The sequence below is a fragment of the Actinoplanes sp. NPDC051537 genome (genome assembly GCF_055586105.1).
Map to the genome: position 1 here is coordinate 366,613 of NZ_JBVJIU010000001.1, position 16,082 is coordinate 382,694.

The window sequence follows — 16,082 nt, forward strand, 5'->3', positions numbered from 1 at the left end:
GTCAGCGGCGCGGCACCGCCAGCTCGTGCTGGAGGTACCAGCTGTTGAGCATGGCCAGCTCGGCCGGGTTGCCGCCGTGGTCGCTCTCCACTACGACCCAGCCGGGATAGCGGTGCTCGCGCAGCGCCGCCACGAAACCCTTCACGTCGACCAGGCCGCCCTCGGCGCCGAGCTCGTAGAACCAGCGCTCGATCCGCCGGCCGGCGCCGCCGCGCAGCATGGTGGTCTCGGCGGCCGGCATCCGGTACTCGGCGCCGGTGTCGGCGTAGCGCGCGTCCTTGAGGTGCACGTGGCTCACCCGGTCGGCGTGCGCGCGGTAGAACGCCACCGGGTCGAGGCCGGCCACCGCGAACTCGGCGGTGTCCAGCGCCAGCCCGACCAGGCCGGGATCGGTGAAGGCCAGCAGGTGCTCGAGGTCGGCCAGCGTGTGCACGGCGCCGAGGCAGTCGTAGTGCAGGCTCAGGCCCACCCCGGCGGCGGCCGCGACCTCGCCCACCCGGTTCCACACCGCGCCGATCGCGTGGAAGGCGGCGGCGTCCGGCGGCGGGCCCATCCAGGCCGAGCCGACCGGGCGGCACACCAGCTGGGACGCGCCGATCGCGGCCAGGAAGTCGACGAACGGGCGCGCCGACTCGACGATCGCGGCGTGGTCGGCGGGGTTGCGGGTCGAGCGGAACGCCCAGCCCTCCTCCTCGACCGGCTGGCCCGGGTCCCAGAAGAAGCTGGAGACGCCGGTGACCGCGCACGAGCGTACGAAATCGAGAAATGCCGCCGGCGAACCGTGGTTCAGCGCGATGGTCTCGGGACGGCCGAGGTTGTCCCATCGTCCGGTGCCGGCCGCCAGCTCGACGTGGTCGAAGCCGAGCGCGGACACGGTTCGCAGGGCCCGCCGGTGGTCCTCGTGCCGGACGAAGACGTCGAGCCGGAAGTTCCACTGGTTGAGGGCGTAGGACCAGCGCAGCGTGTCGTTCATGCGGTCACCTCGGCGAGGATGTTGTCGATGTACCACTTGGCGACGCAGGTGGCTTCCGCGTAGCTGCCGCCGCCCAGCTCGGCCTTGTCGTGCTCGACCGTCAGCCAGCCGTCGTAGCCCGACGCGACGATCTCGCGCATCAGCGCCGGGAAGTCGACGAGCCCGCCGGGCGTGCCCATCTCGTAGAACCAGCGGGACACGTCCGGGGCCATCAGCTCGGGGTCGGGCGGGGTGCGGTAGGCGTCGCGGGTGTCGACATCGTGGGTGTCCTTGAAGTGGAACCCGGTGCACCGATCCCGGTAGTCACGGAACATCTGCACCGGATCCACGCCCGCGATCGTGTGCTGGGCGGTGTCGCAGAAGAAGAACACGTACGCGGGATCGGTGTATTGGAAGAACAGGTCCAATTGCGTACGCGTCCGGATCGCGCCCCAGAACTCGAAGTGGCACGTGGTCTTCATGCCGTGCGCGAGCGTCATCCGGCCGACCCGGTTCCACAGGTCCGCCATGATCTTGATCTTCTCGTCGGTGACGGGCTCGACCTGGAAGAACGTGGTCGACGGCATCACGATGAAGTTCTCCACCGCCAGCTTGTCGACCGCCCGCACGGTCGCCTCGCAGTCGGCGAAGATCCGGTCGTGCGTCTCCGGCACGTGCGGCGCGGTGAACCGGGTCGCCGACGGGTAGGCCGAGAAGATGCCGGTGATCTTGTCGAAGCCGTGGTCGCGCAGGAACGACTCGAACGCCGGCAGCGAGCCGTACATCCCGGCCAGCATCGGCAGATAGAAGAAGAACGTGTCGAAGCCACGGAACCCGAGCGCGGACAACTGCTTGATGTACCGGTCCATGTAGGCGCGGTTGAACGACGGCGGTTGGGGGCCCTGGGGCGTCTCGGTCACCCAGTGGTCCATGTACGACCATTTCATCGTCGCGCCCCTTCCCGCTCCAGCCGGAGCAGGGCGTGCTGGCGGCGCAGCTGGTCGGCGGCCCGGCCCGGCGCGTAGTCGCCCTCGTACTCGCTGGACAGGCAGCCCGACCAGCCGCGGCGCACGAGGAGCTCGACGATCGCGGGCCACGGGATGTGCCGGTCGACCAGGTCGTCGTCGATCTCGTAGAACTTGGCCTGGATGTGCACGACGTGGTCGAGGATGTCCTCGAGGTCGGCGACCGGCACGGTCGGCGTCACCGGCGGCCGGCCCCCGCCGTCCCCCATCCGGCTGGCGACCCCGCCCCGCCGGAAGTGCATCGAGGTCTGGAAGACGCCGGTGTCCATCAGCAGCCCGAAGTGCCGGGTGCCGGTGCGCTCGATGAACGTGAGGTAGTCGTCGACCACCTTGGACCTGATGACGCTCGGCCAGTGGATCTCCGGGCAGATGACGATGTCCTTGTCGGCGGCCAGGTCGAGGACCCGTTCGGTGGCCGGTTCCCAGATCGGGTCGGGTTCCAGGTCGGCGGTGACCACGCCGAGCTTGGGCCGCACGTAGGAGAAGCCGAGCGTCGCCGCCAGCCGGATGTCGGTCTCCAGCTGGGCGGTCGCCTCGTCGACGGTCATCGGCCGGCCGCCGCGTCGGGTGTCGACCCACGAGCCGTAGCAGGTCGGCGTCAGGCCGTGCCGGACGAGCCGCGCGAACCAGGCGTCGATCCAGGCCGTGGACGGGTTCGGGTAGCCGGCGACGTGGGCCTCACCGAGGATCTCCAGGCCGGTGGCGCCGAGGTCGGCGACGTCCTCGACGCAGTCGTCCAGGCTCATCGTGACGCCGTACTCGCCGGTGTAGCTGTAGAGGGAAACGCCGTACGAGATCATCGGGTGATCACCAGCCTGCGCTCTTCGGTCCAGACCGTCGGCTGGAGCTCGTCGGGGATGTAGGACATGGTCAGCCGCAGCTCGGCCGCGACCGTGTGGAAGCCGATGGACAACGGCTCGGCCCGTTCGGCGGACAGCACGGCCGGCACGTCGACCGGCCACCGGTCGCCCAGGCTCCACCGCACCGGGTACCGGACTCCGTCCACGGTGAGCGACGCGCCGACGATGAGGTCGGTCCAGACGCCGCGGTAGTAGGGCAGCCGCAGCCGCACCTCGAAGCCGTCCGCGGTGTTGCGGAAGCCCCGCGTCTGGATCATCTGGGGGTCAAGCATGGTCACCTCCGGTCGCGGCGCTCGCCGCGTTCTCGAGAACCAATTGGGATGCGATGTCTCGGGCCCCGGCGACGGCGAGCGCCACCGAGGTCAGCGTCGGGTTGCAGGCGATCGGCGTCGGAATGACGTTGTTCCCGGCGACGTAGAGACCGCCGACACCCCAGACCTCGCTCGTGGGCCCGCACACCGAGGTGCCGTCGTCGGCCGGCCCCATCCGCGTGGTGCCCTGGTAGTGCAGCGAGGCCCCGGGCGACAGCACGAGCGGCTCGTCCCCGATGAACTCCCCGAGCGCCCGCGCCGCCCGCAAGATCTGCTCCCGCGCCGCGGCGAGGGAGGCGTGATCGCGGTCGGTCAGCGTGTAGTGGATCGACGGCTTGGGCATCCCGTAGTCGTCGACCTCGGTGTCGGAGAACTCGATCCGGTCGCTGGCCTGAAGGTCCTTGCCGCAGAACCAGCCGAGCCCCACGATCGTCCCGGGTGACGGCTCGTCGTCGCCGACCAGCGGGATCGGCGAGGCGTCGAGCTGCATGACCTGCCCGTGAAACGGATGCGCGTCCGTATAGGGCACCCATCCGACGCCGCTCTGCCCGACGATCTCCCCCTGACCCGCACCTTCGCCCGCGCCACCTCTGCCCTCGCCCGACATTTCCGAAATGTCGGGCGCGATGGACGTGCCGGACGGGGACGCGTCGCGCAGGCGAACCGCGAAGACGGTCTGCGGCTGGTCGTTCAGATAGCGGCCGAGCGCGGGCGGCCGAACCCCCGAGGCAAAGAGCAATTGGGGGGTACGCAGGGCATCCGCGGCCACCACGACGAAGCGCGCCCGCACTTGCCAGTCGCCCACCCGCACGCCCACGGCCCGGTGGTCCTCGACCAGCACCTCACGCACCGGCGAATCCGGAAATAACGTGAAATTGGGGTTCGAGCGGGTGACCGAGCCGAAGACGATGTCGGGGCCGGTCCACACCAGGGCGCCGTCGGGGCGGCGGTGCACGGCCAGCGGCATCGGCTGCACCCGCCGGGAAGCCGCCCGCCCGGCGTCGAAGGCAGCCGCGAGCCGCGACCGCACCAGGTCGGTGTAGGGGGCCCCGGCAAAGGGATGCCGGTCCACCTCGAGGATCCGTTCCGCCTCGGCCAGCAACTCGTCCAGGGAAGGGAGGAACGCGATCCGCTCGCCCTCCCCCGGCCGCGGGCAGGCCCCCGTCCAGTGCGCGCCCATCCCGCCGACATTCGTCGACATCGCCAGCGCCGGCAGCCCGTCCTCCCCCGGCGCCTGATAGCCGTCGGGCAGCAGATGGGTGCCGGGCCGCAGGATCCGGCGGGCCGGGTCGGCGTACCGACCGGATTCGCCGCCGGTGTGCGGGTGGCGACCCTCCGAGCGGCGCTGCGCCGCGCGCCGTTCCTCCTCCCCCGCGATGTTCTTCACGTGCATGCCCGGCGGGTCGGTCAGCGCCGGTCCCGCCTCGAAGAGCGCGATCGTCGCGGACGGTGCGCGCTCGCTGAGGATCCGGGCGTACGCCGCGCCGGTCGGCCCGCTGCCGACGACGACCACGTCGACGGACTCGGGATAGGGCCTGGTCATGGGTGGACCTCCAACGGTTCTCGGGTTTCGCTCAGCCGGTGGTCCGGCAGCAGGAGCGAGGCGAAGAGGGCGAGCACGAAGAGCGCGGGCAGCGCCAGCAGCAGCGGGCGCAGCGCGTCGAGATAGGCCACCGCGTAGCCGCCGCCGGTGGGCACGAAGCCGGGACCGGCCAGCAGCCGGGCGGCGAGCAGCCCGCCGAGCGCGGCCGAGCCGAGCGTGACGCCGAACTCGCGGATCAGCGTCACCGCGGCGGTGGCGGCGCCGACCACCGCAACCGTGCGGTTGCGGAACATCCACAGGGGAACGATCGGGTGGGCGCGGCGGCGGGCCCAGGCGACGAACAACGCGAACGCGACCACGGATCCGGCGGCGACCGCCCAGGTGAAGCCGGCGGCGGCGAGCGTCGCCCCGGTCGTCCACACCGTCAGCAGCGCGGCGCCGGCCAGGTCGAACGGCTCCCGCACGGCGAGCGCGACCCGCGGGACGGAGAGCCAGGCGAGCAGCAGCGCCAGGCCGCCGAGCGGCGCGTTCACCCAGAAGATCCAGCGCCAGCCGACGGTGTCGGTGAGGGTGCCGCCGAGCAACGGCGAGACGACGCCGGCGATCGCGAAGACGACCAGGGCGACGAACAGCAGTCGCAGCGAAGGCGCTCGGGAGAGCCGAGCACTCGGCCCGATCAGGAGCGTCCCCCGGACGACGCCAGCGCGGTCGCGCCGCGCAGGGAGAGGGCCACGCTGGTGAGGGTCGGATTGCACGAGTTCGCGGTCGGGATCAGCCCGTTCCCGGCAACGATCAAATTCTCGAATCCCCAGACTTTCCCGTACGTGTCACAGACGCTCGTCCCGTCGTCGACCGGCCCGGTGCGGACCGTCCCCATGTAGTGCAGCGAGCTGCCGGCGGGCATCGTCACCGGCATGCCGTCGACGAACTCGCCGAGCGCCGCCGCGGCCCGCGCCTGGAACTTGCGGGCCCGGTCGAGTTCGGCCTCCTCGCGGTCGGTCAGCTCGTAGGCGATCCGCACGCTGGGCAGGCCGTTCTCGTCCGGCCGCGCGTCGTCGAACAGCAGCCGGTCGGCGGCCCGCGGCCACTTGCGCACACCCCAGCCCATGCCGACGTAGCCGCCGGGGTTGTCGCGGAACCGGCTGTCCGGCGGCAGCGGCGCCGGGCAGATCGGCGAGTACATGAGCTGGGCGTGGAACGGGTGCCGGTCCTCGTCGTAGCCGATCGACACCACGGCCCGGATCGGGTCGACCGGGTTCGCGCCGTCCGGCGGCGGCAGCACGCCCTCCCGCACGGCGACCACGCCGAAGATCAGCGGGTGCTCGGTGAGGTAGCGGCCCAGCGCCGCCGGCCGGATGCCCGACGCCCACAGCAGTTGCGGCGTACGGATCGCATCGGCCGCGACCACCACGGTGTCGGCGCGCGCCTCCCGCTCCTCGCCCGTCCGCAGGTCGCGCAGCACCGCGCCGACCACCCGGTGGCCGTCGCGCAGCAGCCGCACGCACAGCGTCTCGGCCAGCAGCGTGAACCGGGGGTCGTCGACGACCGGCCCGAGCACGACGTCGGTGCCGGACCAGCGCAGCGTGCCGTCCGCGCGGGGGTCGGCGGCCACCGGAAGCGGCCGCACCGTGATGCCGTCGGCCGCGAACTCGGCGCCGACCACGTCGAGGATGGCCTCGGCCTGGGGCGCGCCACCGAACGCGGTCTTGGTGACGTGCAGCAGCGACTCGGCGCCGGCGACGTGCCGGTCCCACTCGGCCGGGTCGAGGAACGGGATCCGTTCGCTGCCCTGCGGCCGCGGGGTGGCGCAGGTCCAGTGCGCGCCCTGCCCGCCGACGCAGGTGGCCACGGCGGCGGCCGGCATGCCCGGCGAGCCCTCGACCGGCTGCCCGATGAGGTGGGTGCCCTGCCGCGCGGTGACCGTCCCCTCGACGACCACGCCGCCGGGGATGCCGGCGACGCCCGAGGCGGCCCGGCCCTGGGAGGCGAGCCGGGCGGCGGCCTGCGCGGCCGGGTCGGCGATGTTCTTGACGTTCATCCCGAGCGGGGTGTCGATCACCGGTCCCGCCTCGACCATCAGCACCGAGGCGTCCGAGTTCTCCACCAGGGTGCGGGCGTACGCGGCCCCGTTCGGCCCGCTGCCGATGATCAGCACCGTGCTCACGCCGCCACCTCCACCCAGGCCTGGGTGCGGGCCGACTCGAGGACCGCCTCGGTGAGCACCGCCGCCCGCAGCCCGTCGTCGAACGTGGGCAGCCCGTCCGGCGCGTCCCCGCCGATCGCGGCGTAGCTGTCGGCCACGAACGCGTCGAAGCAGTCCTGGTAGCCCTGCGGATGCCCGGCCGGCACGGTGACGTACCGGGCGGCCGGGGCCGAGCCCGAGTCCGAGCCGCGCAGCAGCTGCCGGTTGACGTCCCGGCCGCCGATCCACAGCGTCTCGGGGCTCTCCTGGTCGAAGCCGAGCGACTCCACCGACCCGTCGATCGACACCCACAGCCGGTTCTTGCGGCCGGGCGTGATCTGGCTGATCGTCACGGTGCCGACGGCGCCGCGGTCGGTGCGGAACAGCACCACGGCCGCGTCCTCGGTCGCGACCGGCCGCCCGCCCCGGTTCGGGACGGCGGTCATGGTCTGGGCGGCGACGGCGACGATCCGGTGCCCGCTGACGAACTCGGCGAGGTCGCACCAGTGCACGCCGATGTCGGCGAACGCCCGCGACGGCCCGCCGGTGGCGGCGTCCACCCGCCAGTTGTCGTCGGTCTCCGCGGCCAGCCAGTCCTGCAGGTAGGAGCCGTGCAGCAGCCGCACCGGCCCGGTCACGCCGGTGGCGACGCGGTTCCGGGCCTCGCGGACGGTCGGGTAGAAGCGGTAGACGAACGGGACGGTGGCGGTCACGCCCGCCGCGGCCGCCAGCCGGGTCAGCTCGGCGGCCTCGGCCCGGCCGACCGCGAGCGGCTTCTCGCAGATGACGTGCTTGCCGGCCTCGATCGCGGCGCGCACCAGCGGCGCGTGGGTCGCGTTCGGCGTGCAGACGTGCACCACGTCGACGCCGGCGGCGAGCAGCTCGTCGTAGCTCTCCACCGGACGCTCGGCGCCCAGCTCCCCGGTCGCCCGGCGCGACGACTCGGGGGTGGAGCCGACGGCGCCGACCACGACGCCGCCGGCGCGCCGGATCGCGCGGGCGTGCACGGTTCCCATGAAGCCGACGCCGACGATGCCGGCCCGAAGACGATCGGTCACCATTCCCCCTTGATGTACTGAATCGACTGCGCGGACTCGACCGTCGGGTAGTACTCGAGCCCGATCGGGCCGTCGTAACCGGCGGCGCGCAGGGTCTTCAACCGGGCCGGCCAGTCGATGGCGCCGCTGCCCGGCTCGCCGCGACCCGGCGCGTCGGCGATCTGCACGTAGTGCACGAGCCCGCCCGCGTTCGCCAGCTCGGTCGCCGGGTCCTCCCCCTCGGTGATCGAGTGGTAGAGGTCGTACAGGATGCCGAAGTTGTCCGCCCCGACCGCCTTGGCGACCCGGACGCCGTCGGCGGTGCGATCCAGCAGCGCGCCGGGGTGATCGACCCGGGTGTTGACCGGCTCCAGCACGAAACTGATGCCGGAGCCCGCGGTCCGCTCGACCACGGTGGCGAAGACCCCGGCCAGGATGTCGAGGTTCTTGTCCCGCGAGAGGCCGGGGAAACCGAGGCCGGAGGCGAGCACGAGGCGCGGGCAGCCGATCCGGCGGGCGTCCTCGACCGCGCGGTCGACCATCTCCAGATACGCGGTGTGGTCGGTGCCGGGGAAGGTGAAGCTGGTCTTCGGCGGGTACTCGACCAGGGCCGCGGTCACCGCGACGCCGCTGGCGGCCAGCGATCCCAGGTCCTTGCCGGCGAGGCTCCACAGTTCGACGGCGTCGAATCCGGCCGCGGCGGCCGCCCGGGCGCGGTCCCCGTAGTCGGGTCCGGCCTCGGTGAACAGCAGCTCGATGTTGGGCGACAGCATCACGCGGCCTCCGCGATCGAGCGGCGGATCAGGGCGTGCTGCTTGCGGACCAGGTCGACGGGGTCGGCCTCGTCGAGGTCGGCGAAGGCATGGCCCTCCCACTCGCTGGAGAAGAAGCCGGTGTAGCCGCCCTTGACGAACTCGCGCACGATCGCCGGGTAGTCGATGGCCGGCTCGTCGCCGTTCTCGTCGATGTCGTAGAACTTGGCGTGCACGTGGGCGATCTGCGGCATGATGTCGGACCACTCGCGGGGGTCGACGTGGCCGTGCATGTTGAAGGCGAGCCGGGCGAACGAGCCGAGGCTCTCCGGGGCGATCTTCTGCGTGTGCAGGTACTCGATGAACTCGCCGTGCCGCTCGTTGATGCCGGTGTCCTTGGCCCAGATCTCTTGCAGGACACCGAGATCCCGCGGCCGCAGCCCCTTCTTGGTGAGGCCGCGCAGCAGCGCCGGCGACATGCCGTGCATGGTGGAGCTGAAATCGGCGACGAACCCCAGGCGCGGGGAGCCGATCTGCTCGTACGTCTCCCGGATCGCCAGCACCGGGGGCGAGTTCGGGCCCATCGGCGCGTGGATCTCCCAGCCCAGCGTCAGATCGAGCTCCTCGGCCAGCGGCATCAGGCGCCGGATGAGCGCGGGGTTGGCGCTCTGGATGCGCACCAGCGGGAAGCCGAGCGCGTGGGCGCTGCGGAACTGGGCGGCGGTGAACTCGTACTCCTCGTCGGGGGTCATGTCCCGGTCGCGGCGGCGGCCCATGTCGAGGTTGGCGCCGAACGAGCTGGGCACGAAGCCGTGCCGGTCGAAGGCGTCCCGCCACTCGCGGACGAACTCCTTGGTGACGTCGGGGTAGGTGCGGATCGTCTGCGAGGCGACGATCTCGATGCCGGGGCCGATGCCGGCCTTCGCGACCACGTCGAGCAGGCCGGCCAGGTCGTAGCGGCCGGCGGCCCATTCGCTGGTCAGCGAGTAGAGGGTGAGACCGAGCTGGATGGTCATCGTGGTCTCCTCAGCGGACCGCGAGCGCGCGGCGGTTGGTGGCGTGGTTGGTCACGTACTTGCCGGGGGCGATCTGCATGTAGGGCAGCCGGACGGCCATGCTGACCTCGACGTCGACCCGCTCCCCCGCGGCCGGCGGCCGGTCCCGCGGCACGACGATGACGAGCCGGTCCTGCAGGAACCAGAGGGTCTCGGACTGCTCCGGCAGCTCGTCGATCCGGTAGGTGCGGTCGCCGAGCTCGGCCCGCAGCTCGTCACGCGGGACGGAGGCGCCGTCGAGGGTGACCGCGATGTCGCTGACGCTGGACAGCCACAGGCTGCGGTACCACGGGATCTTCACGGCGATGCCGAGGCCGCCCGGCCGCGACCGGAGGCTGTCGTCGGTGAGGATCGTGTCGTCGGTCGCCATCAGTGGTCCCCTTCAGCGGCGCGGATGATTGCCTGCTCGGCGGCGACGACCTCGAACGGGTCGTCCCAGTGGTTCCAGTGGAAGCCCTCCCACTCGCTGGAGTAGGAGCCGGTGTAGCCGCTCTTCACCCAGAGGGCGACCAGGTCCCGTACGGGAACGGAAGGCTCGTCGCCGTTCTCGTCGATCTCGTAGAACTTGGCGTGGGTGTGGACGGTCCAGGGCAGGACGTCGGCCCAGTCCTGGACCGGGGCGTGGCCGAAGAGGCCGGTGAAGTTGACCGCCATCTCGATCGCCCGGTCGCCGGCGCCGTGCCGGTGGGCGAGCTGCATGACCTCTCCGAACCAGCGCCCGTGCTGCTGCTCGGTCATCGGCGGGCCCTCGGCGTGGTGCCGCTGCCAGGTGGCCACCAGCTCGTCGAGAAGCTCCTCGGGCACGCCGGCCTCGCGGTACTTGCGCAGCAGCGTTTGCGGGACCGCCCGCAGCGACGCGCCCCAGTCCGGCACGAAGCCGAGCAGCGGCGAGCCGAGCTTCTCGTAGCGTTCGAGCAGCGCCTGGATGGCCGGGTGCTTCGGGTGCTGGTGCGAATGAATTTCCAGCCCCAGCCGTACGCCGTAGTGCTCCGCCACCGGCAGCAGGCGCTCCATGTCGTCGGGCGTCAGCGAGATCTGCACCCGCACGACCGGGAAGCCCAGCTCCTTGGCCGCGGCGATCTGCGGCCGCATGTAGTCGACCAGCTCGTCGTCGGTGAGCATCCGGTCGCGGCGCAGTCCCGCGTCGGCGTTGGCGGACAGGCAGGTCGGCGTCAGCCCGGTCTCGTCGATCAGTGCCCGGAACTGGTTTTTGAAGTCCTCGTCGATCGCCGGGAAGCCCTTGATGCTCTGGAAACCGACGATCTCGAGGCCCGGGCCGAGGCCGCGGCGGGCCACCTCGCGTACCAGGTCGGCGAAGGTGTACCGGCGCTGGTGGAAGGCCCGGGTGAAGCTGTAGAGGGTGACGCCCTGGATCATGCCGCCATCTCCTTGACGTCGCTCTCCTCGATCAGCAGCACGCCGTGATCGGTGGTGATGTACGGGATGTAGAGGGCGAGCGTCACCGCGACCTCGTGCTTCTCGCCGCCCGTCGCCGCCAGGTCGCCCTCGATCACGGCCGAGTCCAGGACGTACCACCACCGGTCGTGGCGGGGCGGCAGGTCGTCGAGGCGGTAGGTGGCGCCGTCGACGGTCCAGGTGATCGACTCGCGCGCGATCGGCCGGCCGTCGACCGTCCAGCGCACGTCGGCGACCGAGGACAACGGCAGCGCGCGGTACCACGGCATGCGGACCTTGACGCTTACTTTGTCGTCGCGCATGCGCAGTGAATCCGGCTCGATGATGAGCTCCGGCATCATGGTGTTCTCTCCTCAGCCCTTGAGCCCGCCGGCGTACCCCTGAATGAATTTCTTCTGCGCGAAGAAATAGAACGCCAGGATCGGAATCATCGACACGATCACGACGGCGAAGATGAGGTTCCACTGGGAGACCAGGGAACCGACGTAGTTGTACATGACCACCGGCAGCGTCTGGTATTCCGAGCCGTTCAGGAAGATGAGCGCGGTGAAGAAGTCGTTCCAGACGATCAGCCCGGCCAGAATGGACACCGTTCCGGTCGCCGGGCCCATCAGCGGGAAGACCACCCGGGTGAAAATGCGGGTCCGCGAGGCGCCGTCGACGGTCGCGGCCTCCTCGTAGTCGATCGGCAGCCGGCGGAAGAACCCGGCGTAGAGGAAGACCGACAGCGGCATGAGCATGCCGGTGTAGATCACGGCCATTCCCCACGGCGTGCCGACCAGGCCCAGCGTGCGGGCCTCGACGTAGAGCGGGACGATGCCGAGCTGGGTGGGCAGCAGGATCGCGATCAGGAACAGGTAGTACGTACGGTTGGACCAGCGACTGGTCGAGCGGGTGAGCACGTAGGCGGCCGGCGACCCGACGGCGATCAGCGCCAGGATCGTGCCGGTCGTGATCAGCACGCTCGACAGCAGCCCGTGGAAGATGCTCGACGAGGCGCCGCCGCCCGGCGAGAGCAGCGTGACGAAGTTCTGGAACGTCGGGCTGGTCGGGAACGACAGCGTCGACGTGGTCAGCACCTGCTGTTCCGATTTCAGCGAGGTGGAGACCAGGAAATAGAACGGCATCAGCATGACGACGGCCGCCAGGACCGTGCCGATCTCGAGGATCAGCGTCTTCTTCGTGTAGCGGAACACCGCGTTCTCCTCTCGTTTTCTAGGCGCGGTCGCGGGTGGCGTACTGCTGGATGACGGTGAAAACCAGAATGAGCACGCTGAGCACCAGCGCGAGCGCGGCGCCGAACCCGAAATTGCTGTAGACGAAGGTCTGCTGATAGACCTCGGTGGCCAGCGTCTGGGTCGCGCCGGCCGGGCCGCCGCCGGTCAGCGCGAGCACCTGGTCGAAGATCCGCAGGCCCTGGATGAGCATCAGCGTGGTGGCGATCGCGATCGACGGCTGGATCATCGGGACCGTGATCGCCCGGAACCGGCGCACCTTGCCGGCGCCGTCGAGCGCGGCCGCCTCCTCCAGCTCGATCGGCACGGTCGCGAGGCCGGCCAGGTAGATGACCATGACGAAGCCGGTGTTCTGCCAGACCATCACGACCAGCACGCAGGCCAGCGCCAGCTTGGGACTGGCCAGCCAGTCGTGCTGCCAGCTCTTCAGCCCGGCCGCGCCGAGCGTCTGGTTGAGCGGGCCGTCGAAGGCGAAGATGAACTTCCAGATGTACGAGACGGCGATCGGCGCGATGACGACCGGCATGAACAGCAGGGTCCGCAGCACGTACCGGGACTTCAGCCCGCGGTTCAGGGCGAGCGCGAAGAGCAGGCCGAAGACGTTGGTGAAGACGAGGAACCCGAACGCCAGCACCAGCGTGTTGACCAGCGACCCGGTGAGCTCCTCGCCCTGCAGGATCTTCTTGAAGTTGGCCAGGCCGGTGAAGTCGAACGAGCCGATCCCGGACCAGTTGGTGAAGGCGTAGAAGGCGCCGCCCGCGGTGGTGGCGTAGATCAGGGCGAGCATCAGGAGCACGGCGGGAAGGGCCCACCACCAGTGGCCGTAGCCGACCCGATAGGAGCGGTTCCGTCGGTTCTGATGGTCCGCGGGCTTGGTCACCGGCTTGGCTGTTCTTTCCATCGTGGTCATGACGCTGTCCTCTCGGGGGCCTCAGCCCCAGGCGGAGTCCATGGACTTGAGCACGTCGTCGATCGACTTCTGGCCGGTCAGCAGGCCGGTGACGCCCTGGCCCAGCGCCGCGTAGATCTGGCCGTTGGGCCAGCCGTCGGTGCCGTAGGGCCGGTACTGCTCGCTCGAGAGCAGGTCGGCGACGCCCGCGTACTGCGGCAGCAGGTCGGACGCCTTGGTGGCGCCGATCGGGATGCTGCCCTGGGCCTCGGCGAACTTCTTGGCCTCGGCCGGGGTCACCGAGAACTTGATGAAGTCCTGCACCAGCGCCGGGCTCTTGGTCTTCTTGCTGCCGGCCAGGCCGAGGTCGGAGGTGACCGCCATGTAGGTCTTGCTGCCGGTCGGCGCCGGGAACGGCAGCGCCACGAGCTTCACGGCGCCGTGGGCGGCGTCCATGATGTCCTTGGTCGCCCCGCTCGGCGCGAAGAAGCCGAACAGCTTGCCCTGCGAGGCGCCGTTGGTGAGGGCGTCGAAGCCGGCGCCGGCCGCGCCGGCCTGGAAGCACCCGGCGGCGTTGAGGTCCAGGACCGCCTGGAGGGCGTCCTTCCAGCCCTGGGTGTCGGCGAACTTCACCTTGCCGGCGGCCCGGTCGGCGTTCCAGGTCGGCGTGGCGCCGTAGACGGTCGAGGAGGCGATCTCCATGGCCATGATCCCGGTGTTCTCCGGGATCGAGCCGGCCAGGCCGAAGATGGACTTGCCGGCCGCCTTGGCCTTGCCGCACTGGCCGATGACGTCCTGCAGGGTGGAGCTCGCGGTGATCGTGACACCGTTCTGCTTGGCCAGCACGTCGTTGTAGACGATGCCGCTGATCGCGGTGGCGCTCGGCACCCCGTAGACCTTGCCGTTGTAGGAGTAGCCCTCCATCTCGCCCGCCGGGATGCCGGCGGCGGCGTCGGGCAGTTCGAGCAGGTGGCCGGCCTTGGCGAGTTGGCCGATCGAGGCGGCCTGGCCGGTGCCGGCGGTGATGTACATGACGTCCGGGCCGTTGCCGGCCTGGACCTGGGTGGTCAGCGTCGAGTTGTAGGCGTTCAGCGCGACCCGGTTGGTCTTGACGGTGACCCCGGGGTGCGCGGCCATGTAGTCCTTGGCGAGCGTCTCGTACGCCATCTCGGTGGTGTTGGCACTGGCGTAGGAGAACGTGATGGTCTGCGATTCGGCGCCACCGGAGTCGCTGCCGCCACCGCCACAGGCGGCGAGCAGGAGTCCGGCCACCACGGGCAGCGCCACGGCGGCGGCGGGGCGGCGGGCTGTCGAGAACGTCATGGTGAGCCCTTCGGTCGTTGGCTGGTGCTGAGCGTCACACGAGTTCTGTTGAAAAACAACATAAGTTTTGCTGATAGCCGGAATAAGGCAGGTCGATGGGGTACGGTCAGGGCGCTCCCACCGCGTCGGGAGCGACTCCCGGCATCGCTTTCCGTCGCCGGCCGGGGTAACTTTCGCCGGTCTCCGGATGAACGGACTGATCTCGTAATCCGCCCGAAACGCGCGAGGAAGGACCGCCGTGCCCATCGAGCGAACTGAGAGCCTGGCCGCCGTGCTGATGGCCATCCGCGGCCGGCACGGCGTCACCCAGCCGATGCTCACCGAGCAGGTGGGCTGGGGGCGCAGCGTCGTCGCGAGCCGGATCGCCGAGCTCGAGGCGGCCGGCCTGGTCACCACGGCCGGCGTCGGCCCGTCCACCGGCGGCCGCGCGCCCCGGCAGCTGCGACTGCGGGCCGAGTCGGGGCTGGTGGTCGGCATCGGCATCGGCGCGACCCGGATGGAGGTGGGCGTCGCCGACCTGGCCGGCCGGCTGCTGGCCCGCAGCGAGGAGCAGATCGAGGTCGGCGACGGCCCCGAGACGGTGCTCGGGCACGCCGAGAAGGTCGTCGACGAGCTGCTGGCCCGCGGCGCGGAGGGGCGCGCGGTCTGGGGCGTCGGGATCGGCGTGCCCGGCCCGGTCGAGTTCGCGACCGGGCTGCCGGTGGCCCCGCCGATCATGCCCGGCTGGGACGGCTACCCGATCCGGGACCGGTTCGCGGACCGCTACGGCGCCGCGACCTGGGTGGACAACGACGTGAACCTGCTGGCCCTGGGCGAGCTGCACGCCAACCCGGCGGCCGCGGCGGCCCGCGACTTCCTCTACGTGAAGATCGGCACCGGCATCGGCGCCGGCCTGATCTCGGGCGGCCGGCTGCACCGGGGCACCAACGGCTGCGCCGGCGACATCGGGCACGTGGCGGCGGCCGAGACCGGCGGCGTGATCTGCCGGTGCGGCAACGCCGGCTGCCTCGAAGCCGCCGCCGGTGGCGCGGCCCTGGCCCGCGAGGGGCGCTGGCTGGCCGAGACCGGCGGCAGCCCGGCGATGGCCGCGATGCTGGCCGCGCGGGGCACGCTGCGCGCCTCCGACGTGACGGCCGCCGCGCACGAGGGCGACCCGGCCGCCCAGGCCCTGCTGATCCGGGCCGGCCAGCTCGTCGGCGGCACGCTCGCCACCCTGGTGAGCTTCTACAACCCGGCGCTGGTGGTGCTCGGCGGCGAGGTGTCCCGCACCGGCGACTACGTCATCGCCGCCATCCGCGAGTCGGTGCAGCGCCGCTCGCTGCCCCTGGCCACCCGAACCCTGCGCATCGAGCCGGCCACCCTCGACGAGGCGACCGGCCTGACCGGCGCCGTGCACCTGGTGGTCGACGAGCTGTTCGCGCCGCACCGGCTGGCCCGCTGGCTGCCGCACTCGAGCCCGGCCGGCCGGCCCTCGCTCGCCTCCGTCAGCCCGGCCGGTTGAG

17 protein-coding genes are annotated in these 16,082 nt (G+C 71.3%); 1 reads left to right on the plus strand and 16 read right to left on the minus strand.

Annotated features, from left to right (window positions below):
• Position 1: 1 nt before the first annotated feature.
• Genes ACZ6TB_RS01685 through ACZ6TB_RS01760 form a run of 16 tightly spaced genes read right to left on the minus strand, consistent with a single transcriptional unit; the run spans position 2 to position 14,580 of the window.
• Positions 2–973 (minus strand): sugar phosphate isomerase/epimerase family protein, encoded by a 972-nt coding sequence (locus ACZ6TB_RS01685; protein WP_465549410.1) that lies wholly within the window; start codon positions 971–973, stop codon positions 2–4.
• Positions 970–1,899 (minus strand): sugar phosphate isomerase/epimerase family protein, encoded by a 930-nt coding sequence (locus ACZ6TB_RS01690; RefSeq protein ID WP_465549412.1) that lies wholly within the window; start codon positions 1,897–1,899, stop codon positions 970–972. The genes ACZ6TB_RS01685 and ACZ6TB_RS01690 overlap by 4 nt, the downstream gene beginning before the upstream one ends.
• Positions 1,896–2,777, minus strand: coding sequence for a sugar phosphate isomerase/epimerase family protein (locus ACZ6TB_RS01695; protein ID WP_465549414.1), 882 nt, complete (start codon positions 2,775–2,777; stop codon positions 1,896–1,898). Before ACZ6TB_RS01695 ends, ACZ6TB_RS01690 begins: the two co-directional genes overlap by 4 nt.
• A complete protein-coding gene (locus ACZ6TB_RS01700; protein ID WP_465549416.1) occupies positions 2,774–3,109 on the minus strand; it encodes a C-glycoside deglycosidase beta subunit domain-containing protein in 336 nt (111 codons plus the stop codon). Before ACZ6TB_RS01700 ends, ACZ6TB_RS01695 begins: the two co-directional genes overlap by 4 nt.
• A complete protein-coding gene (locus ACZ6TB_RS01705; RefSeq protein WP_465549418.1) occupies positions 3,102–4,691 on the minus strand; it encodes a GMC oxidoreductase in 1,590 nt (529 codons plus the stop codon). Before ACZ6TB_RS01705 ends, ACZ6TB_RS01700 begins: the two co-directional genes overlap by 8 nt.
• Positions 4,688–5,446 (minus strand): hypothetical protein, encoded by a 759-nt coding sequence (locus ACZ6TB_RS01710; RefSeq protein WP_465549420.1) that lies wholly within the window; start codon positions 5,444–5,446, stop codon positions 4,688–4,690. The genes ACZ6TB_RS01705 and ACZ6TB_RS01710 overlap by 4 nt, the downstream gene beginning before the upstream one ends.
• Positions 5,368–6,855, minus strand: a complete 1,488-nt coding sequence (locus tag ACZ6TB_RS01715) for a GMC oxidoreductase (protein ID WP_465549422.1) — start codon at positions 6,853–6,855, stop codon at positions 5,368–5,370. Before ACZ6TB_RS01715 ends, ACZ6TB_RS01710 begins: the two co-directional genes overlap by 79 nt.
• Complete coding sequence (locus tag ACZ6TB_RS01720; protein WP_465549424.1) at positions 6,852–7,931, minus strand: Gfo/Idh/MocA family protein; 1,080 nt, start codon at positions 7,929–7,931, stop codon at positions 6,852–6,854. The genes ACZ6TB_RS01715 and ACZ6TB_RS01720 overlap by 4 nt, the downstream gene beginning before the upstream one ends.
• On the minus strand, positions 7,928–8,683 hold the full coding sequence (locus ACZ6TB_RS01725; protein ID WP_465550282.1) for a TIM barrel protein: 756 nt from the start codon (positions 8,681–8,683) through the stop codon (positions 7,928–7,930). Before ACZ6TB_RS01725 ends, ACZ6TB_RS01720 begins: the two co-directional genes overlap by 4 nt.
• The gene (locus ACZ6TB_RS01730) at positions 8,683–9,678 is read right to left on the minus strand and encodes a sugar phosphate isomerase/epimerase family protein (RefSeq protein ID WP_465549426.1); all 996 of its coding nucleotides are present in this window, start codon (positions 9,676–9,678) and stop codon (positions 8,683–8,685) included. The genes ACZ6TB_RS01725 and ACZ6TB_RS01730 overlap by 1 nt, the downstream gene beginning before the upstream one ends.
• A 10-nt stretch (positions 9,679–9,688) precedes the next feature.
• The gene (locus ACZ6TB_RS01735; RefSeq protein WP_465549428.1) at positions 9,689–10,087 is read right to left on the minus strand and encodes a C-glycoside deglycosidase beta subunit domain-containing protein; all 399 of its coding nucleotides are present in this window, start codon (positions 10,085–10,087) and stop codon (positions 9,689–9,691) included.
• Positions 10,087–11,094 carry a sugar phosphate isomerase/epimerase family protein gene (locus tag ACZ6TB_RS01740; protein ID WP_465549430.1) on the minus strand — a complete coding sequence of 336 codons (1,008 nt, stop codon included), beginning with the start codon at positions 11,092–11,094 and terminating at the stop codon, positions 10,087–10,089. The genes ACZ6TB_RS01735 and ACZ6TB_RS01740 overlap by 1 nt, the downstream gene beginning before the upstream one ends.
• A complete protein-coding gene (locus ACZ6TB_RS01745) occupies positions 11,091–11,474 on the minus strand; it encodes a C-glycoside deglycosidase beta subunit domain-containing protein (RefSeq protein ID WP_465549432.1) in 384 nt (127 codons plus the stop codon). The genes ACZ6TB_RS01740 and ACZ6TB_RS01745 overlap by 4 nt, the downstream gene beginning before the upstream one ends.
• Positions 11,475–11,486: 12 nt before the next feature.
• Complete coding sequence (locus ACZ6TB_RS01750) at positions 11,487–12,329, minus strand: carbohydrate ABC transporter permease (RefSeq protein ID WP_465549434.1); 843 nt, start codon at positions 12,327–12,329, stop codon at positions 11,487–11,489.
• Between the two features lie 19 nt (positions 12,330–12,348).
• Positions 12,349–13,278: a carbohydrate ABC transporter permease gene (locus ACZ6TB_RS01755; RefSeq protein WP_465549436.1), complete on the minus strand. Its 930-nt coding sequence runs from the start codon at positions 13,276–13,278 to the stop codon at positions 12,349–12,351.
• 21 nt (positions 13,279–13,299) lie between these two features.
• Positions 13,300–14,580, minus strand: coding sequence for an ABC transporter substrate-binding protein (locus ACZ6TB_RS01760; RefSeq protein ID WP_465549438.1), 1,281 nt, complete (start codon positions 14,578–14,580; stop codon positions 13,300–13,302).
• A 238-nt stretch (positions 14,581–14,818) separates the two neighbouring features.
• Here ACZ6TB_RS01760 and ACZ6TB_RS01765 point away from each other — a divergent pair, with 238 nt between their 5' ends.
• The gene (locus ACZ6TB_RS01765) at positions 14,819–16,081 is read left to right on the plus strand and encodes an ROK family transcriptional regulator (RefSeq protein ID WP_465549440.1); all 1,263 of its coding nucleotides are present in this window, start codon (positions 14,819–14,821) and stop codon (positions 16,079–16,081) included.
• Position 16,082: the final 1 nt, after the last annotated feature.

Excerpts from the sequence above, each read along its gene's own strand:
- ACZ6TB_RS01685 (WP_465549410.1), bottom strand. The coding sequence starts at position 973 with ATGAACGACACGCTGCGCTGGTCCTACGCCCTCAACCAGTGGAACTTC.
- ACZ6TB_RS01690 (WP_465549412.1), bottom strand. The coding sequence starts at position 1,899 with ATGAAATGGTCGTACATGGACCACTGGGTGACCGAGACGCCCCAGGGC.
- ACZ6TB_RS01695 (WP_465549414.1), bottom strand. The coding sequence starts at position 2,777 with ATGATCTCGTACGGCGTTTCCCTCTACAGCTACACCGGCGAGTACGGC.
- ACZ6TB_RS01700 (WP_465549416.1), bottom strand. The coding sequence starts at position 3,109 with ATGCTTGACCCCCAGATGATCCAGACGCGGGGCTTCCGCAACACCGCG.
- ACZ6TB_RS01705 (WP_465549418.1), bottom strand. The coding sequence starts at position 4,691 with ATGACCAGGCCCTATCCCGAGTCCGTCGACGTGGTCGTCGTCGGCAGC.
- ACZ6TB_RS01725 (WP_465550282.1), bottom strand. The coding sequence starts at position 8,683 with ATGCTGTCGCCCAACATCGAGCTGCTGTTCACCGAGGCCGGACCCGAC.
- ACZ6TB_RS01730 (WP_465549426.1), bottom strand. The coding sequence starts at position 9,678 with ATGACCATCCAGCTCGGTCTCACCCTCTACTCGCTGACCAGCGAATGG.
- ACZ6TB_RS01735 (WP_465549428.1), bottom strand. The coding sequence starts at position 10,087 with ATGGCGACCGACGACACGATCCTCACCGACGACAGCCTCCGGTCGCGG.
- ACZ6TB_RS01740 (WP_465549430.1), bottom strand. The coding sequence starts at position 11,094 with ATGATCCAGGGCGTCACCCTCTACAGCTTCACCCGGGCCTTCCACCAG.
- ACZ6TB_RS01745 (WP_465549432.1), bottom strand. The coding sequence starts at position 11,474 with ATGATGCCGGAGCTCATCATCGAGCCGGATTCACTGCGCATGCGCGAC.
- ACZ6TB_RS01755 (WP_465549436.1), bottom strand. The coding sequence starts at position 13,278 with ATGACCACGATGGAAAGAACAGCCAAGCCGGTGACCAAGCCCGCGGAC.
- ACZ6TB_RS01760 (WP_465549438.1), bottom strand. The coding sequence starts at position 14,580 with ATGACGTTCTCGACAGCCCGCCGCCCCGCCGCCGCCGTGGCGCTGCCC.